Source organism: Rhodococcus olei, assembly GCF_039540555.1.
In the GTDB taxonomy this organism is placed as follows: domain Bacteria; phylum Actinomycetota; class Actinomycetes; order Mycobacteriales; family Mycobacteriaceae; genus Rhodococcus_G; species Rhodococcus_G olei.
Genome location: NZ_BAABFB010000075.1, coordinates 499566 through 521491, shown reverse-complemented (window position 1 = coordinate 521491; position 21926 = coordinate 499566). Strand labels below are relative to the sequence as shown.

General features: G+C 70.1%; 24 protein-coding genes and 1 riboswitch. Of the genes, 11 read left to right on the top strand and 13 right to left on the bottom strand.

Features of this window, described 5'->3' with window-relative positions; translation table 11 throughout:
• Nucleotides 1–87 precede the first annotated feature (87 nt).
• Genes ABD951_RS27105 through ABD951_RS27095 form a run of 3 tightly spaced genes read left to right on the top strand, consistent with a single transcriptional unit; the run spans nucleotide 88 to nucleotide 3144 of the window.
• Nucleotides 88–1092, top strand: coding sequence for a PDR/VanB family oxidoreductase (locus ABD951_RS27105; RefSeq protein WP_345353046.1), 1005 nt, complete (start codon nucleotides 88–90; stop codon nucleotides 1090–1092).
• Nucleotides 1093–1134: 42 nt separating this feature from the next.
• Nucleotides 1135–2928 (top strand): CoA-transferase, encoded by a 1794-nt coding sequence (locus ABD951_RS27100; protein ID WP_345353044.1) that lies wholly within the window; start codon nucleotides 1135–1137, stop codon nucleotides 2926–2928.
• A 12-nt stretch (nucleotides 2929–2940) separates the two neighbouring features.
• Nucleotides 2941–3144, top strand: coding sequence for a hypothetical protein (locus ABD951_RS27095; RefSeq protein ID WP_345353042.1), 204 nt, complete (start codon nucleotides 2941–2943; stop codon nucleotides 3142–3144).
• A 188-nt stretch (nucleotides 3145–3332) separates the two neighbouring features.
• Here the strand turns inward: ABD951_RS27095 and ABD951_RS27090 are convergent, their stop codons facing one another.
• From ABD951_RS27090 to ABD951_RS27080, 3 genes are all read right to left on the bottom strand, one after another.
• Complete coding sequence (locus ABD951_RS27090; protein WP_345353040.1) at nucleotides 3333–4172, bottom strand: CbtA family protein; 840 nt, start codon at nucleotides 4170–4172, stop codon at nucleotides 3333–3335.
• Nucleotides 4163–4357 carry a CbtB domain-containing protein gene (locus tag ABD951_RS27085; RefSeq protein WP_345353038.1) on the bottom strand — a complete coding sequence of 65 codons (195 nt, stop codon included), beginning with the start codon at nucleotides 4355–4357 and terminating at the stop codon, nucleotides 4163–4165. Before ABD951_RS27085 ends, ABD951_RS27090 begins: the two co-directional genes overlap by 10 nt.
• 24 nt (nucleotides 4358–4381) lie before the next feature.
• A riboswitch (cobalamin riboswitch) is annotated at nucleotides 4382–4497 on the bottom strand.
• 98 nt (nucleotides 4498–4595) lie between these two features.
• Nucleotides 4596–4958, bottom strand: a complete 363-nt coding sequence (locus tag ABD951_RS27080; protein WP_345353036.1) for a nuclear transport factor 2 family protein — start codon at nucleotides 4956–4958, stop codon at nucleotides 4596–4598.
• Between the two features lie 131 nt (nucleotides 4959–5089).
• Between ABD951_RS27080 and ABD951_RS27075 the strand changes: the two genes are divergently transcribed.
• Nucleotides 5090–5878 (top strand): helix-turn-helix domain-containing protein, encoded by a 789-nt coding sequence (locus tag ABD951_RS27075; protein WP_345353034.1) that lies wholly within the window; start codon nucleotides 5090–5092, stop codon nucleotides 5876–5878.
• A gap of 54 nt (nucleotides 5879–5932) precedes the next feature.
• Here the strand turns inward: ABD951_RS27075 and mhuD are convergent, their stop codons facing one another.
• Entirely contained in the window at nucleotides 5933–6244 is a 312-nt protein-coding gene (gene mhuD, locus ABD951_RS27070; RefSeq protein WP_345353032.1) for a mycobilin-forming heme oxygenase MhuD, read from the bottom strand.
• A gap of 40 nt (nucleotides 6245–6284) precedes the next feature.
• Complete coding sequence (locus tag ABD951_RS27065; RefSeq protein WP_345353030.1) at nucleotides 6285–6683, bottom strand: MarR family winged helix-turn-helix transcriptional regulator; 399 nt, start codon at nucleotides 6681–6683, stop codon at nucleotides 6285–6287.
• Between the two features lie 100 nt (nucleotides 6684–6783).
• On the opposite strand from ABD951_RS27065, the gene ABD951_RS27060 reads away from it, so the two are divergent.
• Entirely contained in the window at nucleotides 6784–8256 is a 1473-nt protein-coding gene (locus tag ABD951_RS27060) for an MFS transporter (RefSeq protein WP_425569972.1), read from the top strand.
• A gap of 60 nt (nucleotides 8257–8316) precedes the next feature.
• Nucleotides 8317–9114 (top strand): alpha/beta fold hydrolase, encoded by a 798-nt coding sequence (locus tag ABD951_RS27055; protein ID WP_345353028.1) that lies wholly within the window; start codon nucleotides 8317–8319, stop codon nucleotides 9112–9114.
• Nucleotides 9115–9126: 12 nt separating this feature from the next.
• Here ABD951_RS27055 and ABD951_RS27050 read toward each other — a convergent pair whose 3' ends face one another.
• From ABD951_RS27050 to ABD951_RS27030, 5 genes are read right to left on the bottom strand one after another with little or no spacing between them, the layout of a single operon-like run.
• Nucleotides 9127–9951 carry an SDR family NAD(P)-dependent oxidoreductase gene (locus ABD951_RS27050; RefSeq protein ID WP_345353026.1) on the bottom strand — a complete coding sequence of 275 codons (825 nt, stop codon included), beginning with the start codon at nucleotides 9949–9951 and terminating at the stop codon, nucleotides 9127–9129.
• Between the two features lie 47 nt (nucleotides 9952–9998).
• Complete coding sequence (locus tag ABD951_RS27045) at nucleotides 9999–11537, bottom strand: long-chain-fatty-acid--CoA ligase (protein WP_345353024.1); 1539 nt, start codon at nucleotides 11535–11537, stop codon at nucleotides 9999–10001.
• A 13-nt stretch (nucleotides 11538–11550) separates the two neighbouring features.
• A complete protein-coding gene (locus ABD951_RS27040; RefSeq protein WP_345353022.1) occupies nucleotides 11551–12948 on the bottom strand; it encodes an MFS transporter in 1398 nt (465 codons plus the stop codon).
• 60 nt (nucleotides 12949–13008) lie between these two features.
• Complete coding sequence (locus ABD951_RS27035) at nucleotides 13009–13641, bottom strand: carboxymuconolactone decarboxylase family protein (protein ID WP_345353020.1); 633 nt, start codon at nucleotides 13639–13641, stop codon at nucleotides 13009–13011.
• 17 nt (nucleotides 13642–13658) lie between these two features.
• On the bottom strand, nucleotides 13659–14714 hold the full coding sequence (locus ABD951_RS27030) for a beta-keto acid cleavage family enzyme (RefSeq protein ID WP_345353018.1): 1056 nt from the start codon (nucleotides 14712–14714) through the stop codon (nucleotides 13659–13661).
• A 134-nt stretch (nucleotides 14715–14848) separates the two neighbouring features.
• Between ABD951_RS27030 and ABD951_RS27025 the strand changes: the two genes are divergently transcribed.
• Nucleotides 14849–15883 (top strand): AraC family transcriptional regulator, encoded by a 1035-nt coding sequence (locus ABD951_RS27025; RefSeq protein WP_345353016.1) that lies wholly within the window; start codon nucleotides 14849–14851, stop codon nucleotides 15881–15883.
• 128 nt (nucleotides 15884–16011) lie between these two features.
• Complete coding sequence (locus ABD951_RS27020; protein WP_345353014.1) at nucleotides 16012–16380, top strand: Imm51 family immunity protein; 369 nt, start codon at nucleotides 16012–16014, stop codon at nucleotides 16378–16380.
• Here the strand turns inward: ABD951_RS27020 and ABD951_RS27015 are convergent.
• The gene (locus ABD951_RS27015) at nucleotides 16377–17246 is read right to left on the bottom strand and encodes an HhH-GPD family protein (protein WP_345353012.1); all 870 of its coding nucleotides are present in this window, start codon (nucleotides 17244–17246) and stop codon (nucleotides 16377–16379) included. The two genes, ABD951_RS27020 and ABD951_RS27015, sit on opposite strands and share 4 nt — an antisense overlap.
• Before the next feature lie 79 nt (nucleotides 17247–17325).
• Between ABD951_RS27015 and ABD951_RS27010 the strand changes: the two genes are divergently transcribed.
• Nucleotides 17326–17967, top strand: a complete 642-nt coding sequence (locus ABD951_RS27010; RefSeq protein ID WP_345353010.1) for a carbonic anhydrase — start codon at nucleotides 17326–17328, stop codon at nucleotides 17965–17967.
• A 71-nt stretch (nucleotides 17968–18038) separates the two neighbouring features.
• Nucleotides 18039–18734 carry a DUF4232 domain-containing protein gene (locus ABD951_RS27005; protein WP_345353008.1) on the top strand — a complete coding sequence of 232 codons (696 nt, stop codon included), beginning with the start codon at nucleotides 18039–18041 and terminating at the stop codon, nucleotides 18732–18734.
• Here the strand turns inward: ABD951_RS27005 and disA are convergent, their stop codons facing one another.
• Nucleotides 18735–19814: a DNA integrity scanning diadenylate cyclase DisA gene (disA, locus tag ABD951_RS27000; RefSeq protein WP_345353006.1), complete on the bottom strand. Its 1080-nt coding sequence runs from the start codon at nucleotides 19812–19814 to the stop codon at nucleotides 18735–18737.
• A gap of 114 nt (nucleotides 19815–19928) precedes the next feature.
• Here disA and ABD951_RS26995 point away from each other — a divergent pair, with 114 nt between their 5' ends.
• Nucleotides 19929–20492: a PaaI family thioesterase gene (locus ABD951_RS26995; protein WP_345353004.1), complete on the top strand. Its 564-nt coding sequence runs from the start codon at nucleotides 19929–19931 to the stop codon at nucleotides 20490–20492.
• 8 nt (nucleotides 20493–20500) lie between these two features.
• Here ABD951_RS26995 and radA read toward each other — a convergent pair whose 3' ends face one another.
• A complete protein-coding gene (gene radA / locus ABD951_RS26990; RefSeq protein ID WP_345353001.1) occupies nucleotides 20501–21907 on the bottom strand; it encodes a DNA repair protein RadA in 1407 nt (468 codons plus the stop codon).
• Nucleotides 21908–21926: the final 19 nt, after the last annotated feature.

The following is a 21926-nucleotide window of genomic DNA, read 5'->3' as shown; positions in this document are numbered from 1 at the left end:
CGCGGCGCCGGGGGACTGGCGGTTCCCCGGCGCCGCGGACACCGGGCCCGGCGCGAATGACACGAACGACGAACACATTTCGAACGGATGAATGGAATGACACACCTCGACATCGATCCGCAGCGCGTGTACCCGCTGCTGGTGCAACAGGTCACCTGGGAGGCAGAGGATGTCGTCTCGATCCGGCTGATCGATCCGACCGGCTCCGAGCTCCCGGCCTGGGCGCCCGGTGCACACCTGGATCTCGTCCTTCCCTCCGGGAAGGTGCGGCAGTACTCGCTGTGCGGCGATCCCGCGGATCGCTCGGCGTACACGGTCGCGGTGCTCCGCGACGAGCAGGGACGCGGCGGCTCACGAGAGATCCACGACGGTGCGCTGGTCGGGCGGACGCTGTCGGTCCGGGGGCCGCGCAACCACTTTCGGTTGGTCGACGACGCCCCCTCGTACCTGTTCGTCGCCGGAGGCATCGGAATCACGCCGCTGCTCGCGATGGCCCGCGAGGTCGAACGTCGCGGGATGCGCTGGCGGCTGGTCTACGGCGGCCGGAGCCGGACCTCGATGGCGTTTCTCGGCGAACTGGACCGGATCGGTTCCGGGAAGGTCGAGGTGGTCCCCCAGGACGTGCGGGGCATGCTCGACCTGGATACCGTCCTCGCCGATGAACCCGCCGGGTCCGCGGTCTACTGCTGCGGGCCCGAGGGCCTGATCCGCGCCGTCGAGGAGCGGGTCGATTCGCGCTTCGCGCCGGATGCGCTGCACGTCGAGCGCTTCGGGGCCTCCGTCGTCCCGGGCGCCGTGGCCGCGGCCCCGGAGCGGCCCGAGGACACGGCGTTCGAGGTCGAGTTGCGCCGCACCGGCGCGGTCCTGGACGTGCCGGCCGACCGAACGCTGCTCGACGTGGTCCGCGACTCGATCCCGGACTTCCTGTCCGACTGCGAGGAGGGCTTCTGTGGCGCATGCGAGGTGCGCGTGCTCGAAGGCGAGCCCGACCATCACGACCTGCTGCTCTCGGACCAGGAACGCGCGTGCGGCGACCGGATGATGATCTGCGTGGGGCGCTCGAGGTCCGAGCGACTGGTCCTCGATCTCTGACGCCGGGCAGTTCCTGGTCGACCCCTACAGATTGGAATCCGGGTGGAACCCATCACCTTTCCCGACGTCGGTCGGGCGCTGCGGGCGCCCGACGGCTTCCGGTACGACGCGGTGGCGACCGCCTCCGCGCCCTCGCGGGTACGCGCGCTCGAGGAGATCGTCCGTGCGACAGTCGAATCGGGCGACCAGATCCACTTCCCGTGGCTCTCGACTCGGGCCTACGCGGCGCTGTTCGAGGTGGTCCGACAGGCGCGATCGGGCCGGCTGCGTGGCTTGACCGTCATCTCCGCCTCGCTGCGCGCGGAGGTGGGCCTGCTGGTCGCCTCCGGCGGCGTGGACAAACTCGTCACCTCCTTCGCCGCGACCACGTATCCGGCGGTGCGTCCGAACACGATTCTCGCCCAGGCGATCCGGGACGGATCGCTGGAGGTCGAGGAATGGTCCATCCTGGCGCTGATCCAGCGGGTGCTCGCCGGTGCGCTCGGGTGGCCGTTCGTGCCCGCCGCGACGATGGACGGCACGGACCTGCCCGTCGCCGCGGGGGCGCGGCCCGTGCGAACCGTCCTCGATCCGTTCGGCGAAGCGGAGTGCACGGTGATGCCGGCGCTGCACCCGGACGTGGCGCTCATCCACTGCCCGGTCGCGGACTGGCACGGCAACGGTGTCGTGTTCCCGCCGTTCGCGGAGGACCTGCACACCGTGTACGCGGCACGCAAGGGCGTGATCCTCACCGCGGACCACATCGTCGCGCCGGACGAACTGCGGCGCTGGGCCGGCCACGTCCGGGTCCCCGCCGCGCGCGTCGTCGGGCTCGCACAGGTGTCGTTCGGCGCGCATCCGTCGGCGTCGCCCGTGCCGGTGCGGGTGGATGGTGCGGCCGGCTACGGCGAGGACTACCGGTTCCTGGCCGAACTGGGACGGTTGCGGACCCTCGAGGAGGCGGAGTCGTTCAGTCGCCGCTGGATCGACCCACCGGCCCGCGCGAGCTACCTCGGCCGGCTCGGCCGCGAGCGCATCGAACACCTCGTCGCAATGGACCTCGACGAGTCGTGGCGGATCGACGAACTCGACGCCGAGCCGATCCCCGCGGACGTGGACTCGGTGACCCTCGGCGAGCGCCTCGCGATCTCGGGTGCGCGGGCGATGCAGACGTTGGCGCGACGGTCCGGTGCCCGGACCGTCGTCGCGGGTGCCGGACTGTCACATCTGGCGGCCGCGCTGGGACGGACGACGCTGCTCGACGACGGGTACGTCGTGGACCTGGTCTTCGAGAGCGGCGTGGTCGGGTACATCCCCCGACCCCACGACGCGACGCTCTCGAACACCCGCAACCTGCCCACCGCCCGTCACCTCGGCAGCACGCTCGAGGTGCTCGGCATGCTGCTGCCCGCCACCCCCGACAGCACGATCGCGGTGCTGTCGGCGGGCGTGCTCGACAGCCACGGGAGCGCCAACAGCAACCGCACGCCGTCCGGACATTTCCTCGTGGGTAGCGGGGGGAGCACCGACATCGCCTCGCGGGTACCCACGGTGGCGGTCGTCGCCGCGGACCCCCGGAAGTTCGTCGACACGGCGGAGTTCGTCAGCTACCACGGCGCGAAGGTCGCGGTCATCGCCACCGATGTCGGTCACCTGAGCCGCAGCGACGACGGCTACGTGCTGTCGGCCTGGTTCAAGGACGTTGCGGCGGGCGCGGACGACGCGCTGGCGCGGATCCGCGCGGCCACCGGGTGGGACGTCCGGCTCGCGCCGGACGCCGAGCAGCTGGCGGCGCCGAGCGCGGCGGAACTCGACTACCTCAGGGCCATCGACCCCGAGGGCAACCTGATCGGGTGAGGGCGGCGTCGGATGAACAAGGAGGACAGAGAGCTCGTCCGGTTCGCGGCGGCCTGGGCGCCGTTCGGCGGTGCGCCGCCGGGCGAGGTGTTCGTCACCTTCGGGATGACCGCGGACCGGTATCAGCGGCGACTGCGCCAGATCCTCGCGGCGTGCGCGGTCGACCGCGCCCAGGGCCGGGCCCTGAACGACATCCTTCGCAACCTCGGCGCGTGATCACTGACGCCGGGGTGCGGCGAACGCCGTCGCCCTCGCGCGCGGCCCCCACCTCTGCGGGGTTCCCCAATGCCACACACCTTCACCTGACGTTCCCCACTGTGACATCAGGGAACCGGAAGAGGGCAGCGTCGAACGAGAAATGCCGCACCAGGTACGCGGTGCGGCATTTCTCGTTCGACTCGTGGTCACCTGAACGCGAGGGCTCGTTCTGCCTGCTTGCCGCTTCGTTCGGTCAGGAAGGCGAAGCCGAGCCCGAGGGCCAGCCACAGCGTCGCCTGGATCGCCAGCGAGGAGATCCGGAACTCCCACAGCAGCGTCGCGGGGAAGTCGGGGCCGACCTCGTTGACACCGGGCATCGCGACGTAGCCGATCCCGACGATCACCAGGAACGCGAGCACCGGCGCAGCGACCCGCACCGACAGGTAGCCCGTCGCGGCGACGAGGCGGGCGACGTACGTCGCGACCGCGACCGCGAACAGTCCCAGCACCACCGCGGCCAGCCACAACCAGGTGCGCTGGTTGATCGTGTCCGGGTCGCCGACCGCCGGTGGATTGGCGGGGTACTTGAAGAAGGGCACGGCCTCGATCGCGAGCCAGCCGAGTCCGGCCAGGGTCAGCGCGAGCACCGGGCCGGCCACGTCGGTGACCCGCCGCGCATAGTGCGCGACGACCGCGAAGATCGCGCCCAGTGCCAGCCCCGCGAGGGTCGTCGCGAGGAACAGCCCGACCCGCTGCCCGTCCCGGCTGACGAGGGCATCGTCGCCGTGCGAGTGGCCCTCCGAGGCGGCCGCCTCGGACTCGCCGTGTCCCTGTACGTCGGTCCCGGCGTCGTGCGCGTGCTCCTCCGGCTCCGCAGTGCCGTGTGCGTGCTCGGCCGGGGCGGAGGCGGCTTCCTCGATCGCGATGGCCGCCTCGATGTGCGGTTCGCCGATCACGAAGGCGACGGCACCGGCCAGCAGACCGGCAACGAGGCCGGCCAGCAGACCGCGGACGAGGAGCTTGGTGAAGGTGTCGGTCAGTGGCACGGCAGCCCCAGCAGGTGGCGACCGTCGTGCATCAGCTCGTGCATGTACATGCCGGTGCGCGAGACCGCGCCCTGGTCGAACCCGACCAGGTACAGGGTCAGCATCGCGAGCAGGACAACGCCCGCGATGATCAGCGCAATGCCGAGGGAATCGGTTGCCTTGCCGGGGGTGTGAACGAGAGCCACGGTTCCTCCTGGGATGACGCGTCCGCAAAAGTCCTGGCGATGGTCACGGTGTCTGGCTGTCGAGTCGTCCTCGAACACAGTGGCGCGACCGCTCCGGACTCACACCGGATTCCCGTCGAACCATCGCTCTAACCTGCGCACTGTCGCACCTGCGCACCCGCGGTGTCAATCGGGCCGGGTTCGCCGGGATCCCGCGCCGATGCCCCGGCGACCCACATCGGGGCACCGGCGCGGGAGGTCAGGAGGGCACCTTGTCGAGGAATCCGAGCACGTGCACCAGGCGCCCGGATCCGTCACGTTCGACGACGTCGAAGCCCTCGATGAGGTCCTCGGCGCCCGCGGGCCCGAGCTGCCAGCCGAAGCGGGCCTGCTCGTGGTGGCCGTCCACCGGGCCGCGGAGCCGAAAGCGCATCCCGGGGAACTGCCCCTGGACCGCGCCGATCGTGGCGTCGATCTCCGAGTGGCCGGATGCCGCCACAGCCGGGTCGACGTAACGCCCGTCCGGCGTCCACAGCGATGCGATCGCGGTGCGCCGCGCGGCGGGGTCGGTCTCGTTCCAGACCGCGATGTACCTGGCGGCGAGGGTGTCGAAGTCGCTCATGTCGTCTCTCCGATCCGTGGGTGCCGGCCCGGGTGGCCGGTCGACGAGACAACTGTGCGGCCGGCGCGGCCGGACGTCGATTACCTCGCGGGTAATGGATCCGCTTCCCCGCCGGCGCCTAGGCTCGGGCGATGACCACCCTCGTGGAACGGGATCGGCCGGTCGGGGACCTGTTGCGCCAGTGGCGGGAACGCCGCCGGATGAGTCAGTTGGAACTCGCCGGTCGGGCCGAGGTGTCGGCGCGGCACGTCAGCTTCCTCGAGACGGGACGCTCGCGCCCCACCCGGGCGATGCTGCTGCGATTGAGCGATCAGCTGGACATTCCACTGCGGGAACGTAATTCGCTTCTCCTCGCCGCCGGCTTCGCGCCCGCGTATCCGGAGCACGCGCTGGGCGACGTCCCGATGGCGGCGGTGGCGCGGGCGATCGGGCAGATCCTCACCGCACTCCTGCCCTCGCCGGCGGTGGTCGTCGACCGGCACTGGCACCTGGTGGACGGCAACGCCGCCGTCGCGCTGCTCACCGACGGGTGTGCCGCGGAGCTGCTCGAACCCCCGGTCAACGTGCTGCGGCTGAGCTTGCACCCGGAGGGTATGGCCCCGCGGATCGTGAATCTCGGTCAGTGGCGGGCGCATCTGCTGCACCGCCTCGGGCACCAGATCGCCGCGACCGGGGATCCGGTGCTCGGTGACCTCACCGCCGAACTGGCGGCCTACCCCTGTGCCGACGCCGTCGACACCGATCCGGGCGAGCTGGTGGTGCCGATCCGAATCCGCACGGACGCGGGCGAACTGGCGTTCCTCAGTACGACGACGGTGTTCGGGACCCCGCTCGACGTCACCGTGGCCGAGCTGGCGATCGAGACATTCCATGCCGCCGACGCCGGGACCGCGGAGGTGCTGCGCCGGTTCGGGGACTGACGGGGCGCCGGCCGTCGCGAGCGCGTCGGCCGGCGCCGTCGGTGGGGGGAGGGGTCAGCCCTGCTTCGCCGCGACGTCGAGCACGACCTCGAACTCGAGCAGCGACGCGCCGGTCGCAACCGGCTGCTTGGCCTCGCCGGCGTGGGCGGCGCGGGCGTCGCCGTCGCGCCAGGCGGCGAACGCCTCCTCGGACTCCCACTGGGTCACGACGAAGTAGCGGCTCTCGCCCTTCGTCGGGCGCAGCAACTGGAATCCGAGGAATCCGGGGGAGTTCTCGACGGTGCCCGCACGCTGCGCGAACCGCTTCTCGAGTTCGGGGCCGGCGCCCGCGGGCACCTCGATTGCGTTGATCTTCACGACTGCCATGGCCGCGAGGGTACTCCCGATCGACGTCGCTCCGGCGGGCTCAGCGCGCGGCGGCGGGGGCGTCGGGGTCGCCGAGATGCGCGGTCAGCACCGCCAACTGGATCTTGCTCGCGTCGGCGTGGACGTTCCGGCCCGCGTCGGTGACGTCGACGAAGACCCCGCGACGGTCGGACTCGCACAGGGAGCGGGTCACCAGGCCGGCCTTCTCCAGTCGGGCGACGCTGCGGGAGAGGGCGCTCGGGCTGAGGTACATGTCGGCGGCCAGCTCCTGCATGCGGGGGTGCTCGCAGGTCACCGCGACGAGCCGGTCGAGCGTCTCGAAGTCGCTCATGCTCAGACCGTGTGCGCTCTGCATCTGCCGGTCGAGTTCGCAGGCGATGCCGTTGTACCTCGTCAGCAGGGCCCTCCAGGTGTTGCGGAGTTCCGCGTCCGACGTCATGGCCGCATCGTAGTTCGCCCCTCCGATCGGTGCAAGCAAAATAAATGCAATGAGAATTAATGCTTGCGCATTGAATGCACGTGCAACTACTGTCGTCGACGTGACTATCACCGAAACCACCCCGAACCTGACAATCGCGTCGGATTCCCCAGCCCCGCAACGGGGTTGGACCGGCCGCCTGTGGGGGATCCTCGCGGTGCTCTGCGTCGTGATGTTCCTCGACGGGCTCGACGTCTCGATGGTGGGAGTCGCGCTCCCGTCGATCGGCACCGAACTCGGGCTCGACACCACCTCCCTGCAGTGGATCATCAACGGCTACGTGCTCGGCTACGGTGGCCTGCTGCTGCTCGGCGGGCGCACCGCCGACCTGCTCGGCCGACGACGGGTGTTCCTCGTCGCGCTGTCCGTCTTCGCCGCGGCCTCGCTGGTCGGTGGCCTCGTCGACAGCGGCACCCTGCTCATCGTGACGCGGTTCGTGAAGGGCCTCGCCGCGGCGTTCACGGCCCCGACCGCGATGTCGATCCTGACCACCACCTTCAGGGAGGGGCCGTCCCGCAACCGGGCGCTGTCGATCTTCTCGGTGTTCGGCGCCAGTGGGTACTCGTCCGGGCTGATCCTGGGCGGCCTGCTCACCAGCGCGGGCTGGCGGTGGACCTTCCTGATGCCGGCGCCGTTCGCGATCGCCGCACTGGTCGCCGCGTGGGCGCTGATCCCGCGTGACGAACCGGCGGGGCAGGGCGGCCACGACCTCGTGGGCGCGGTCACCCTGGTCGCCGGGATGATGCTCACCGTCTACACGGTGGTCTCCGCGCCGTCGCGCGGCTGGGCCGACCCGCTCACGCTCGGATCCTTCGTGCTCGCCGCGGCACTGCTGGCCGCGTTCTTCGTGGTCGAGAACCGGGTCGCGCACCCGCTGGTCCGGCTCGGCATCCTGCGGGTCGGCACCATCGTGCGGGCGAACCTGAGCATCGTCGCGCTGTTCGGCTCCTACCTGAGCTTCCAGTTCATGATGACGATCTTCCTGCAGTCGGTGCTGGGCTGGACCCCGCTGAAGATGGCGCTCGCGCTGCTCCCGACCGGGTTGATCGTGGCGGTGACGTCGCCGTTCGTGGGTCGGCCGATCGACCGGTTCGGCACCTCGCGGATCATCCTGGCCGCGCTCACGTCGCTCACCCTCGGCTACCTGTGGTTCCTGTTCGCCGGCGGCGACCAGCCGTCCTACGTGGTCGCGATCCTGCCCGCGACGATCCTGCTCGGTATCGGGTTCGCGCTCGGCTTCACCTCGATCATGGCTCAGGCCACCGCGGGCGTGGACGACGCCGAACAGGGGCTGGCGTCGGGTCTCGTGCAGACCTCCTCCCAGGTCGGCGCGGCCCTCGTGCTCGCCCTGACCACCGCGCTGGTCACTGCCGGCTCGCACGCCGCCGGGCCGGTCGCCACCGGGTTCGAGCAGTTCCGCCCCGGACTAGTCCTGGTGACCGGAGTGGCGTTGGTCGGGCTGGCGATCACGGTCGTGCCGCTGATCCGCGGCCGCCGGCGGTACACCGCGGTCCCCGCGCCCCGGCGGGCCTGACCCGACCACCCGTCGCGCGTGCGGCACGGTGCCCGGGGGCGCCGTGCCGCACGCGCGCGGATGCGTCCCCATCGGTCACCGCAGGCACGGGCCCGGACGGCTAACCTCGGTGCCGTGCTGCATGACGAGGGTGGGACGGGCGAGCCGATTCTGTTGCTTCACGGGTTGATGGGCAGCGCGCGCACGTGGCGCAGGCACGTGCCGTGGCTGCGTGAGCACGGGCACGTGTACACCTTCGACGCCGCCGGGCACGGCCGGCCCGCGCCGGCCCGGTTGACCACGGAGGCGTTCGTCGCCGACCTCGCGGCAGCGCTGGACCCGATCGCGGAGCCGATGGTCGTGATCGGCCACTCGATGGGCGGCCTGCACGGCTGGTGTTTCGCCGCCGCCCACCCGGACCGGGTTCGCGCGCTCGTCGTCGAGGACATGGCCCCGGATTTCCGTGGTCGAACCGCGGCGGACTGGGCCGCGATGATCGGGTCCTGGCCGACGCCGTTCCGGGACGAGCAGCACATGGTCGAGTTCTTCGGGCCCGTTGCGGCGCAGTACTTCATGGACTCGTTCGAGTTGCGCGACGACGGCTACCACCTGCACGGTGAGGTGCCCGTCTGGCGCGACATCTCCGAGGAGTGGGGCACCCGCGACTTCTGGAGTCAGTGGGCCGCGGTGCGGGCACCCGCCCTGCTTCTGGAGGGGGAGTTCACCATCACGCCACCCGGGCAGATGCGGGAGATGGCCCGCACGCCACGAGAATCGGAGACCCGCTACGAGTGGGTCGCCGGCGCCGGGCATCTGGTCCACGACGACCGGCCCGAGGAGTACCGCAAGGCAGTCGAGGACTTCCTGGAGTCCCTCTGAACCGTACGGCGCTCAGATCGCGGAACCGCCGTTCGGGCTGATCACCTGCCCGACCAGATAGTGCTCGTCGCTCGCGAGGTGCAGGACGGTCGCAGCGTACTCGTCGACCCCGCCGAATCGGCCCGCCGGACAGCTCTGCCACAGCCGGTTGCGGCCGTCCTCGCCGATCTGGTCCAGGTACCCGTTGAAGGCCGGGGTGGCCACTCCGCCCGGGGCCATCGCGTTGACGAAGATGTTGGCGCCCGCGACCTCCAACGCCACGGACCGGGTGAACGCGACCACCGCGCCCTTGGTGGCGCTGTAGTGCGGGCTGTGGGCGCTACGGGCGGAGATGCCGGCGATCGACGCGATGTTGACGATGCGTCCGTAGCCCTGCGGCTCCATGAGCCGCAGCGCCTCGCGGGTGCAGTAGAAGACCCCGTGCACGTTGACGCCCCAGAATCGCAGCCACTCGTCGTCGCCGATGCTGCTGGTGAAGCCCAGGGACTCACGGGGGACCGGTGTCTGGATGTAGGAGTAGAGCCGGTTTCGGCGCTCGGTGTCGACCGGGGTGTTCGGGGTCAGCGCGGCATTGTTGACCAGTGCGTGCACCGTGCCGAACCGGTCAACTGCGGCCGCGAACATCTCACGCACCTGCGCGCTGGACGAGACGTCGCAGCGGACCGCGAGGCAGGTGCCGCCGGCCTCCTCGACGGCGTCACGCGCCTCGGCCAGCGCGGTCTCGTTCACGTCGCAGACGACGACCCGCGCGCCCTCCTGGGCCAACGTGACGGCGATCGCCTTGCCCAGGCCGGGGCCGACGCCGGTCACGAGCGCGACCTTGTCCTTCATACGCATGGCGATTCTCCTCGGGTGTGTGGTGGACACGGGGGTGTCCGTGGCGGTCAGTGGGTGGGCGCGGCGGCGTTCTCGGGCGAGAGGAGCAGGCGCAGTTCGCGTTTGAGCACCTTGTGGCTCGGTCCCATCGGCAGCGCGTCCATGACGTGCACCCGCCGCGGGTACTTGTGCTTGGCGAGACGCTCCCTGGACCACGCGATCAGGTCGTCGGAGTCCGGCACGGTGGCGGCCTCGGCAGGCACGATCACCGCGCACACCTCCTCGCCGCGGACCGGGTCGGGCAGTCCGATGACGGCGACCTGCGCCACGGCGGGATGGGTGGCCAGCACCTCCTCGACCTCGCGTGGGTAGACGTTGAAGCCGCCGCGGATGATGACGTCCTTCTTGCGGTCGACGATCGTGACGAAGCCCTCGGCGTCCTTGGTGCCGAGGTCGCCGGTGCGGAACCAGCCGTCGACCAGCGCCTCCGCGGTCGCGCCGGGCCGATTCAGGTAGCCGGAGAAGACATTGTGGCCGCGAATAACGATCTCCCCGAGCGTGTCCGGGGGCTGAGCCACGATGGCCTCCTCGGTCTCGGCGTCGGCGATCTCGACGTCCACGCCCCAGATCGGTTGCCCGACCGTGCCGGCACGCGCACCGAACGCGGCCTGATTCGCGCAGGCCACCGGCGCGGTCTCGGACAGCCCGTAGCCCTCGAACACGGTGGCGGAGAACGCGGTGCTGAAGGCCTCGAGCACGGTCACCGGCAGCGACGCTCCACCGGAGAGGCAGTTGCGCAGCACCGGGAGGGAGCGTGAGGTGCGGGTGGCTTCGAGCAGGGCGATGTACATCGTCGGCACGCCGTGGAAGACGTCGACACCCTCCCGGACCATCGTCTCGATCACGCCGTCACCCGAGAAACGGGTCAGCAGAACCACAGTGGCACCCATCCGGAAGGTGGCGTTCATGCTGACGGTCTGCCCGAATGCGTGGAACAGGGGCAGGCAGCCGAGCACCACGTCGGACGATCGGACGTCGTGCGCATCCACCGCCGCGACGGTCGCGTTCATCACCATGTTCAGGTGGGTGAGCACCGCCCCCTTCGGGGTGCCCGTCGTTCCGCTGGTGTAGAAGATCACGGCCGCATCGTCCGGGCTGCGCGTGACGTGGTGGGGAATCGGTTCGGCGCCTTCGATATCGGCACCCGTCGCGACCGGGACGCCGGCCTCGGCCGCGGCGGGCCCGGCCACCGATGCGGTGGGCTCGTGGCAGACGACGAGCTTCGCGTCGCTGTCCTGCAGCACGAATGCTACTTCCGTCGCGGTGAGGAGCAGGTGCACGGGGACGACGACCGCTCCGGCGGCGAGGATTCCGTAGTAGTTGACCGGAAAGTCCGCGACGTTGCCCATCATCAGGGCGACGCGGTCGCCGGGGCGTACGCCGTGCGCGTGCAGACCCGCGGCGACCGAGCGGGCCCGCTCCCACAACCGGCGGTAGGTGAGCCGGACGGCGCCGTCGACGACGGCCACCTTGTCGGGGTACTTGCGGGCGGACTCGGCGGGCACGGCGGCGAGGGAGAGTGTGGCGTTCGGGTTGTGGGCGAGCATGGGGCACGGGTCCTTACAGGTCAGAGTTGGTGGTGGGGCGCAGTCGGCGTTCCCCCAGCGCGGCGGCGGGGATGCCCTTGACGATCACGACTCCGGCGACGAGCAGGATTCCGGCGACGAAGTACATCGCGTTGTCCATGCTTCCGGTCCTGGTCGCGATCTGACCGATGATGTTCGGGGTGACGAAGGCGGAGACCCCGCCCAGGCTGCTGATGAACGCGATGCCGCCGGCGGCGCTCGCCTTGGCCAGATAGGACGGCGGAATGGTCCAGAAGACCGGCAACGCGCCGAAGCACATCATCGCGGCGATGGTCAGCAGGGATATCGACAGCAGCAGGTTCGATGAGGTCAATGTCATTGCAGCAAAACATATTCCGGAGACAGTCAGCGGGACGGCAACGTGGAAACGGCGTTCCATGGTTCGGTCGGAGCTGCGGCCGGCCACCAGCATGCCGATCACCGCACCGATCGAGGGGAGGGTGGTGAGCAGGCCGATCGTGGTGAGGTCGGTGACTCCGAGATCGTGCAGCAGGGTGGGCGCCCAGTAGGCGAGGACGTTGAAACCGGCGTACATCGCGAAGAACACGAATCCCGCGAGCCAGACCCGGCCGTCGGTGACCACCCGGCGCAGCGCGCCCTTCACGGTGGCGTCGGGGCGCTCGTCCTCCGCCGCGACCGCGGCCGTCACGAGGTCTCGCTCGCGGGTGTCGAGCCAGTCCGCGGTCTGCGGTCCGTTGGGGAGCAGGAACCAGGCCGCCACACCGAGCGCGACGGCGGGGATGCCCTCGTAGATGAACAGCACTCGCCAGCCCTGCATCCCGTGGGTGCCGTCGAAGGCGGTCATGATCCAGGCCGCGAGCGGGCCGCTCATCAGGCCCGAGGCCGGAACCGCCAGCATGAACATCGAGGTGATCCGACCGCGCCGTGCCGCCGGAAACCAGTAGGTCAGGTAGAGAATGATGCAGGGGAAAAACCCGGCCTCGGCGACGCCGAGCAGGAACCGCAGCACGTAGAGCTGTCCCGGGGTGTTCACGAACCCCGTGGCCACCGTGATCAGGCCCCACAGGATCATGATGCGCATGACGGTCAGGCGGGCGCCGACCCGCTGCATGTACAGGTTGCTCGGCACCTCGAACAGCACGTAACCGACGAAGAACAACGACGCGCCCAGCCCGTAGGTCGCGTTGCTCAGCCCGAGGTCGTCGACCATCCGCAGCTTCGCGAACGAGATGTTCGCGCGGTCGATCGAATTGATGACGTAGGCGAGGAACAGGAAGGGCAGCAGCCGCAGTGCGATCCTGCGGTAGAGCCCGTCCAGTTCACGGGTCGTCGCGCCCGACTCCTGACCCCCGCCCGGAGCGCCCGGGTGCGTGTCCGAAACGACGTCGTCGCTCGTTCGCTTGGTGTCCATGTTGCCTCTTTTCGCTGCTCGTTCGAGCGCTTCAGGTGGGGTGCCGGTTCGGCGGCGGGATCAGCGGTGCGCCGCGATTCCGCTCAGTTCGTGCTCGAGGATCGGCAGCGCGAACTCGTAGCATTCGCGGCCCTGATCGGCGACGATCCGTAGGACCGCGTCGATCTGTTCCCGGCTGGCACCGAGTTCGAGGGCGGCGGCGATGTGCCGGCGGGTGCCGGGCTCGTACATGTGGGTCAGCGCCGCGTCGCCGGCGATGCAGAGCAGTTCGATCCACAGCGGGGGCAGGACATGGTCGCTCCAGATGCCCGCGCCCATCGCGAGGAACGCCTCGAGCCAGTCCGGGTCCCAGTTGTGCAGCGTCTCCCACAGCGGGTTGAACTGTCCGCGTTCGAGAAGGCCGTCGATCACCGGTGTCGGTGTGGTGGCCTCGCGCGGGCCGGACTGCCGCCCCGCGTGTACGAGTTCCTGGGCGAGGATCGGCACACCCGTGGCGCACGCGTGGATACCGATCACCGCGGAGATCTTGATGACCTCGAGCAGTTCCTCCCGGGTGGCCCCGAGTTCGATGGCCGTCGCGATGTGCCTGCGCACGCCGGGGGCGTACATGTGGGTGGCCGACACGTCGATCTTCAATCGGATGAACGCGACGAGCTTCGGGTCGAGCACGTCCGGATCGATCTGGCTCTGCATGGCCGGGCTCCGCCCGCTCAGGCGACGCCGGGGACCGTGAAGCCCCGCTGGCCGATGCGCCGGTTCGGTGCCATCCCCAGATTGGCGATGGTCTCGTCGACGCTGGAGTACATCTCGCCGATCTTGTAGATCCGGCGCGCCTCGGTGCCGTCGGCGATGTCGCGGCCGAGTTCCCGGGCCAGGCGCACCGTCTGCTCGACCTGCTGGACCGAGGTGATCCGCTCGCCCTTGCGGCCCCACAGGTTGTCCTCGATGCCGACCCGCACGTGCAGGCCCATGGCGATCGCCATCGTGTTCATCGGCAGCACCGCGCGCATCGCGCTCTCGATCGTCAGCACCGCGCCGTCCGGTGTGCGGCGGACGAACTCGATCAGATCGGACGGGTTGAAGCCCGCCGCGCCGCCGCCGATCGCGACGTAGTTCAGGATCAGCGGACCCGTGTACAGGCCCTTGCGGATCAGGCGTTCGACCGTCTCGAGCTGATGCACGTGGCCGAGCATGAAGTGGGCCTGGATGCCCGACTTCGCGAGCCGCTCGAGGTGCTCGATGTAGAACGACGGCCGGGCGTCGGAGACCATCTCGGTGTACGCCTTCACGTACTCCGGCTTCTCCAGGATCGTGCCCCGCACGTCGTCCTTGGTGAGCATCTCGACGATGTTCATCTGGCTGGTGTTGATCGCCACCGTGACCTGATCGGGTGCCGGGTCCAGCTCGGCGAGCATGTGGCGGGTGTCGTAGTCGAGCCAGGTGGCTGCCTGGCCCTCGTCCTCCGGCGCGAACGAGATCGATCCGCCGACCTGCAGGACCATCTCGGGAACCGCCTCGCGCAGCAGGCCGATCATCTCGTTGAACTTCGAGAGCCGCTTCGAGCCCTTCCCGTCCTCCTCGCGGACGTGCACGTGCAGCACGGACGCACCCGCGTTCCAGCAGTCGACGGCCTTCTGGATCTGGGCGTCCATCGACACCGCGATGTCGTCGGAATCGCTCGGCAGCCACTGCGGGCCGTACGGCGCTACCTGGATGACCAGCTTCTCCTGATTCTCCGGGTACAGACTGTCGTCGAGAAAGTGCATGTCGCCTACCTTCGGATCCCGGCGGTTCTCGGTGGTCCCCGCCTCGTGCGACTTCGAAAGTAATGCGCATCACATGCAAGGATTTATCCTTGGGTAACAAGAATTTGTCTTCACGTTGCAGGAGGTGGCCGTCGATGGCGAAGTCGGGGAGCGGGCTCACCGCGAGGTTGCTGCCGGCCGGCGTACTCGCGAACGTCCCCGCGGTGGCGATGCGATTCGGGGTCGACGCGTGGCCGGTGCTCGAGGCGCACGGGGTGACCCCGGAACTCCTCGAACACAATCCGCTGACGCCGTTGCCGATCGAGGTGCACGGGCGGATCGTCGACACCGTTGCGGCGGCGACGGCCTGTGATCACCTCGGGTTGCTGCTCGGCCAGTACGCCTCGCTCGGCAACACCGGGCCGCTGCGCTTTCTCGTCGTGAACGCGGGCACGGTGGGCGAGGCGCTGGACGCGGTCGGCCGGTTCAGCCCAATCTGGTACCGGGGGATCGCGTCGACGATCAGCGTTGCGGACGGCTACGTCGCCCGGTCGATCATCGTCGACGGCACGTTCCCGGGCAGCGACCAGCTGTTGACGGCCTACCTCGTCGCCCACGTCAAGATCGTGGAGCTGCTGCTGGCCCGATCCTGGCGACCCACGTTGGTGCGGATTTCCTACCGCGAGCCTGCGTCGTCCGAGCTCTACCGTCGCTTCTTCCGTGCGCCCGTGCACTTCAACGAGCCGAGGCACGAGGTGCTGTTTCCCGAAGAGCTTCTACAGCAGCGTGTTTCGGGAACAGACCCGGAGCTCCGTCAGTTCTTCCACGGGCACCTCCAGCAGTTGCAGACCGGTGCGGTCGACGACATCGTCGGCCAGGTGCGACGGGTCGTCGAGTCGATGCTGCCGTCCGGCGACTGCAGCGTCGATCGCATCGCGCAGTTCTTCGCCGTGCACCGGATCACGCTGTATCGCCATCTGGCCCGGGGCGGTACGACCTTCGAGGAGATCGTCGACCAGACCCGGCACCGGCTCGCCGAGCAGCTCCTGTCTCAGACCGACCTGCCGCTGGTCGAGATCAGCCGATTGCTGGGATACGGCAATCAGAGCGCACTCACCCGCGCGTTTCGCCGTTGGCGCGGGACCACACCCTTGCAGTGGCGACGTGAACTGGGCACCGCCAGGTTGTAGCAGCCGATCGCCTGACGCGCGGCGAACCGGACGGCGGTGGAGTCCTTGCGCCGCGACCTTCGGGCGGAGGTACCCGCTCGCGGTGGTTGATCGCGGTCCTGTCGGACGCCCTCGCTACGGTCTGCCGCATGGCAACTCCCAGCGACTTCGACGCACTCGAGCCGGTCCGACTCGTCTCCGGCGGCAGTGGTTCCAGCGTCATCTACTCGCCCGGTGGTCCCGAGTGGCACCAGCACCGATCGGCGTTGGAGGCGCACGGAATCGAGGGTTCCGGGTACGAGTTCTCCGGTGCGCTCCTCGCGGTGCTCACGGACCGGGCTCCGGACGTCCTCGCGGCGGTCGGCTTCGATCCCGAAGCCGGCATGGTCAGCGTCTACGGCAATGACGTCGACGCCCTGCTCGTCGCGGCGAAAGCACTCCACGTCCTGGTGACGGACGCGGACGCCCTCGGCGCGGCGCTGACCCGCGCCGGCGAACTGGAACTGGACCTCGACTAGCCCTCGCCGGCCAGCGCGAACAGTCCGTCGTCGGTCTGTTCGATCAACCCGTCGACGAGCAGCGAGTCCAGGGCCCGGTCCCGCTGCGCGGTGTCGGTGAGCCAGACCTGGTCCAGCAGTGCGCGTTCCACCGGTCCGTGGCCGTTTCGCAGCACGTCGAGCAGGCGGCCGCGAACCTGCCGGTCGGTGCCGGCGAACTTCTGCACCTTCCGTGCCGGCCCGGTGTACGCGGGCCGTCCGGCCGCGACCCACGCGCAGTCGTCGAGCGGGCAGCGTGCGCAGTCCGGTGTGCGTGCGGTGCACACCGTGGCGCCCAGTTCCATCAGTGCGGCGGAGAACATCGCCGCCCGGTCACGCGTGCGGGGCAGCAGCGCTTCCGCGTCGCCGAGGTCCCGCTTGGTGGACGGATTCCCCGGTTCGGCGGACCCGTGGACGGCGCGGGCGATCACGCGCCGAACGTTGGTGTCCACCACAGGAACTCGCTGCCCGTAGGCGAAGCAGGCGACGGCGCGCGCGGTGTAGGCGCCGATGCCGGGGAGGGTCAGCAGCACGTCCACGTCCGCGGGCACCATGTCGTCGTGGTCGCCGGCCAGCACACCAGCGCACTCGTGCAGTCGCAGCGCCCGCCGCGGGTAGCCGAGCTTGCCCCACGCCCGCAGCACCTCGCCCTGGCTCGACGCGGCCATCGCCGACGGCACCGGCCACCGGGCCACCCACTGCTCCCAGATCGGCGCGACGCGCGCCACCGGGGTCTGCTGCAGCATGATCTCGCTCATCAGGATGTGCCAGGCCGTGACCCCGTCCCGGCGCCACGGAAGGTCCCGGGCCTGGCGCTCGTACCAGCCGATCAGTGCGGAGGAATTCATCCGATCGTCACACCTGTCCTTCGTCGTTTCACCAGGTCGCTGCGATGCCCGATTCGGGGTCGGGTGCACAATGGCAGGCATGCCCAATTCGAACCCCATTTCGGCCTGGAAAGCCCTCAAGCAGGGTAACGAGCGGTTCGTCAGCGACAACTCGCTGCACCCGAGTCAGGGCATCGCCGACCGGGCCAAACTCGTCCAGGGACAGCACCCCACCGCGGTGCTGTTCGGATGCGGTGACTCACGTGTCGCCGCGGAGATCATCTTCGACCAGGGGCTCGGCGACATGTTCGTCGTGCGTACCGCTGGTCACGTCATCGACAGCTCGGTCCTCGGGTCCATCGAGTACGCCGTCGACATCCTCAACGTGCCGTTGATCGTGGTGCTCGGCCACGACAGCTGCGGTGCGGTCGCAGCGACACTCACCGCACTCGACAAGGGCGAGGTGCCCGGCGGCTTCATCCGCAGCATCGTCGAGCGGGTCGCGCCGTCGATCCTGGTGGGCCGCAACGAGGGCCTGAGCACCGTCGACGAGCTCGAGGGACGACACGTCGTGGAGACCGGCCGGCTGCTGATGGACCGGTCCCGGATCATCGCCGACAAGGTCGCGGACGGCACCTGCGCGATCGTCGGCGTCACCTACACCCTCGCCGACGGCGGCATCAAGCTGCGCGGTGTGGAAGGTGAGATCGGCGAGGTCGTCGACGAGCGGGACGCGCTCTGACACGCCTCGCGTGAGCGACACGCCGGACCTGGTGGGCGGTGCGGATACCGCGGACACCTACCGTGGTATCCGTGATGGAACCGTCCGGGCCGCTGCCCCCCGAGATCTACTGGCGCCGCCGGTGGCTTGCCATCGGCGCCGCGGTGGTCGCACTGATCCTGGTCGTCTGGATCGTCTCCGCGTTGCGTGGGGGCGGCGATGACCCGTCCGCCGACGCGGCGGCCGCGAGTTCGTCCCTGACGTCGACCACCTCGGCCACCGCGACCGGCACCGCTGCACCGTCGGACGGGGCCGGCAGCGGCGGCGGGGGAGGTGGCGCGTCCGGGTCCGCGTCGGCGTCGGCATCCGGGACGGCGGCCGCCGCTCCCGCGCCGGGGCAGTGCCCCGACAGCTCGCTGGCCATCAAGGTGAGCGCCGACAAGTCGACGTATCCGGCGGGGCAGGAGCCCGAGTTCGGGATCGTCATCACGAACATCGGCAACACCGCCTGCGACCGCGACCTCGGCGCGGGGATGCAACAGGTCCTGGTCTACACGCTCGACGGGCAGAAGCGGCTGTGGTCGAACGTCGACTGCTACCCGAACTCGACCCCCGACCCCCGCACCCTCGCGCCGGGCGAGCAGGCGGCGTTCACGGTCAAGTGGTCGGGCGCGACGTCGGCTCCCGGGTGCACCGCGCCCCGCGACCCGGTCGGCGCCGGTGCGTACACGGTCGTCGGCCAGCTCGGCAACCTGCGCAGTTCGCCGGAGCCGTTCAACCTGAGCTGACTAGTCGAACGGGCCGGTGATCGACGTCTCGGCGAGCCGGGAGAGACCCTCCCGGATGTGCCGGGCCCAGAGCCCACCGATCCCGTCGACGGCCTGCAGGTCGGCGGCGGTCGCCGCGAGCAGGCCCTGCAGGGTGCCGAACGAGGCGACCAGGCGGTGCACCTGGTGGAACTGCAGGCGCGGCACCCGCGCGAGGACCCGGTAGCCGCGCGGACTCATCGGCGCGTCGAGTGCCTCGATCGTCGCCGGGTAGCCGAACGCCCGTGCGAGGGTGGTGAGGTCGAGCAGATCCGCATCGGTGAGCTTGTCGAGCCGGGCGAGGGTGTCCTCGACCGCCTCGGTGGCCGGCTGCCCGGGTCCGGCCAGGTAGTCCCGCGCCACCAGCTGCCTGGCCTGGTCGTTGTCGCCGACGAGTTCCTCGAGCTGCAGCGCCAACTGCCGGCCGTCGGTGCCGAGTTCGAGCACGTCACGTTCGATCTCCACCGACACGCGCCGCACCATCTCCAGTCGCTGCGTCACCGTCAGCGCGTCGCGCAGGGTGACGAAGTCCTCGATCTCGACGACCGAGAGGGCGTTGGTGACCTCGGTGAGCCGCGACTTGTAGCGCTCGAGGGTGGCCACCGCCTGGTTGGCCCGCGACAGGATGGTCGGCGACCCCTCCAGCACGTGCCGGACGCCACCGACGTACACGGACACGATGCTCATCGACTGGCTCACCGACACCACCGGGTAGCCGGTCTGGATCGCGGTACGTTCCGCGGCGCGGTGCCGGGTACCGGACTCGACGGTCGGGATCTTGTAGTCCGGCACCAGTTGCACGTTCGCGCGGACGATCCGGGTGCCGTCGGTGGACAGGACGACCGCACCGTCCATCTTCGACAGTTCTCGGAGCCGGGTCGGTGCGAACTCGACGTCGAGCTCGAAGCCGCCGTCGCAGAGCTCCTCGATCTCGTCGTCGTAGCCGAGCACGATCAGGGCGCCGGTGCGTCCCCGCAGGATCCGTTCGAGTCCGTCCCGGAGCTCGGTTCCCGGCGCCAACCGGGCAATGGTCTCGCGGAGCGTGGCCGCGGTGCCGTCCATCGCCGTCCCCCCTGCTTCGTCGAACGCGCTGCCTCGCCGAACACGCGTGGCGCAGTGCCGATGCGCGGGAGGCCCTCGTCCCGCGCGGATGTGTGCCGACTAGATTACCCAGGCGTGAGCGGTACCTGGACTTTGCCTGAAGATCTCGAAATCCCGACCCGGCCGGACTCCTTCCCGGCCCCCGGCGCTGCGCTGCCCCAGCACTGGGCCAAGTGCTTCGGGTGTGGTGACGACCAGCCGACCGGGGTCTCCATGCACTTCACCGCGACCGAGGGAATCGAGGTCGTCGGCAGGCTGACCGCCGAATCGCGCTACCAGGGCGGACCGGGTGTGATCCACGGCGGCATCCTGACGACCGCGTTCGACGAGACGCAGGGCATGGCCTGCATGCTGCTCGGAACCGCGGTGGTCACCGGTCACCTGCAGATCGACTTCGCCCGCCCGATCCCGCTCGGTTCGGTGCTCGAGTTCCGGGCCCGCATCGACGGCATGATCCGGCGGAAGGTGTACACCAGCTCGGAGGTCCGCATCGTCGAGGGCGCGGCGGCGAGCGACGAGATCGTCGCGACCTCGCGCGGCCTGTTCCTGAAGATCAAGCCCGAGCACTTCACCCCGATGCAGGAGTTCGTCGACGGCCAGCCGACGGGGCTGCCGACGTTCGGCGACTCGACCCTGTAACGCCCGGCTCACTCCGGCACGGGGCGCAGCCTGCGCGGCAGCACCCGCAACGCCTCCTGCAGGCTGCCGACCTCGGTCACCTTGATTCCGGCCGGGTGCGGCCCGCAGCCGTGGGGAACGACCGCGTGGGTGAACCCCAGTCGGGCGGCTTCGGACAGTCGGCGCCCGACGGCGGTGACGCGCCGGACCTCGCCGGCCAGGCCGACCTCGCCGAGTACGACCAGGCCGGACGGCAGGGAGGTGTCGCGGTACGCCGATGCGATCGCCAGCGCCAGCGCCAGGTCCGCGGACGGTTCGGTGACGCGCATGCCGCCGACGGTCGCCGCGTACACCTCCTTGTCGTGGGTCCGGACGTTGCCGTGTTTGGCGAGCACCGCGAGCACCATCGCGACCCGGGACGCGTCCATCCCGCTGACCGCGCGCCGCGGGGACGGGTTCTGGGTGGTCACCACCAGGCCCTGCACCTCGCCGAGCATCGCACGTTTGCCGTCCATCGTGACGGTCACCGCGGTGCCGGGGACGGTGTCCTCGCGGTGGTGCAGGAACAGTCCGGACGGGTCGGCGACGCACTCGATGCCGTCCTCGTGCAGTTCGAAACAGCCGACCTCGTCGGCGGATCCGAAGCGGTTCTTCACGCCCCGCAGCATCCGCAGCGTCGAGTGCTTGTCGCCCTCGAAGTGCAGCACGACGTCGACGAGGTGCTCGAGCGCGCGCGGGCCGGCGACCGCGCCGTCCTTGGTGACGTGCCCGATCAGCAGCACCGGGATGCCGCTGGTCTTGGCCAGGGTGGTCAGCGCGGCGGTGATCGCCCGGACCTGGGTGACGCCGCCGGTGACCCCCTCGACGTCGGCGGCGAGCATCGTCTGCACCGAGTCGACGATCAACAGTGTCGGCTTGACCTGGTCGACGTGGCCGAACACGGTCGCGAGGTCGGATTCGGCGGCCAGGTACACCCGTTCGTGGACGGCGCCGGTGCGGTCGGCCCGCAGCCGGACCTGACCGGCGGACTCCTCACCGGTGACGTAGAGCGAGCGGTCCTCGGGGCCGCGCCGCGCCCACCGGTGCACCACCTCGAGCAGCAGCGTCGACTTGCCGACGCCCGGCTCGCCGGCGAGCAGAACCACCGACCCCGGCACGATCCCGCCGCCGAGGACCCGGTCGAGTTCCGGGATCCCGGTCGGTTTCGCGCGGCTGATGGTCGCGCTGACCTCCGACAGCGGGGTCGCGGGGGAGTTGGGGATCAGCGCCGCGCCGGCCCTGGCCGCGGTCGCGCCCGGCCGGTTGGCGACGGCCGCCAGCACCGGTGCGGCCTCCTCGACCGAACCCCACTCGCCGCATTCCGGGCAGCGACCGACCCACTTCGCCACGGTGTACTGGCAGGCGGTGCATCGGTAGCTGGATTTCGGTTTCGCCACGGTGGGAAACCCTAGGTGC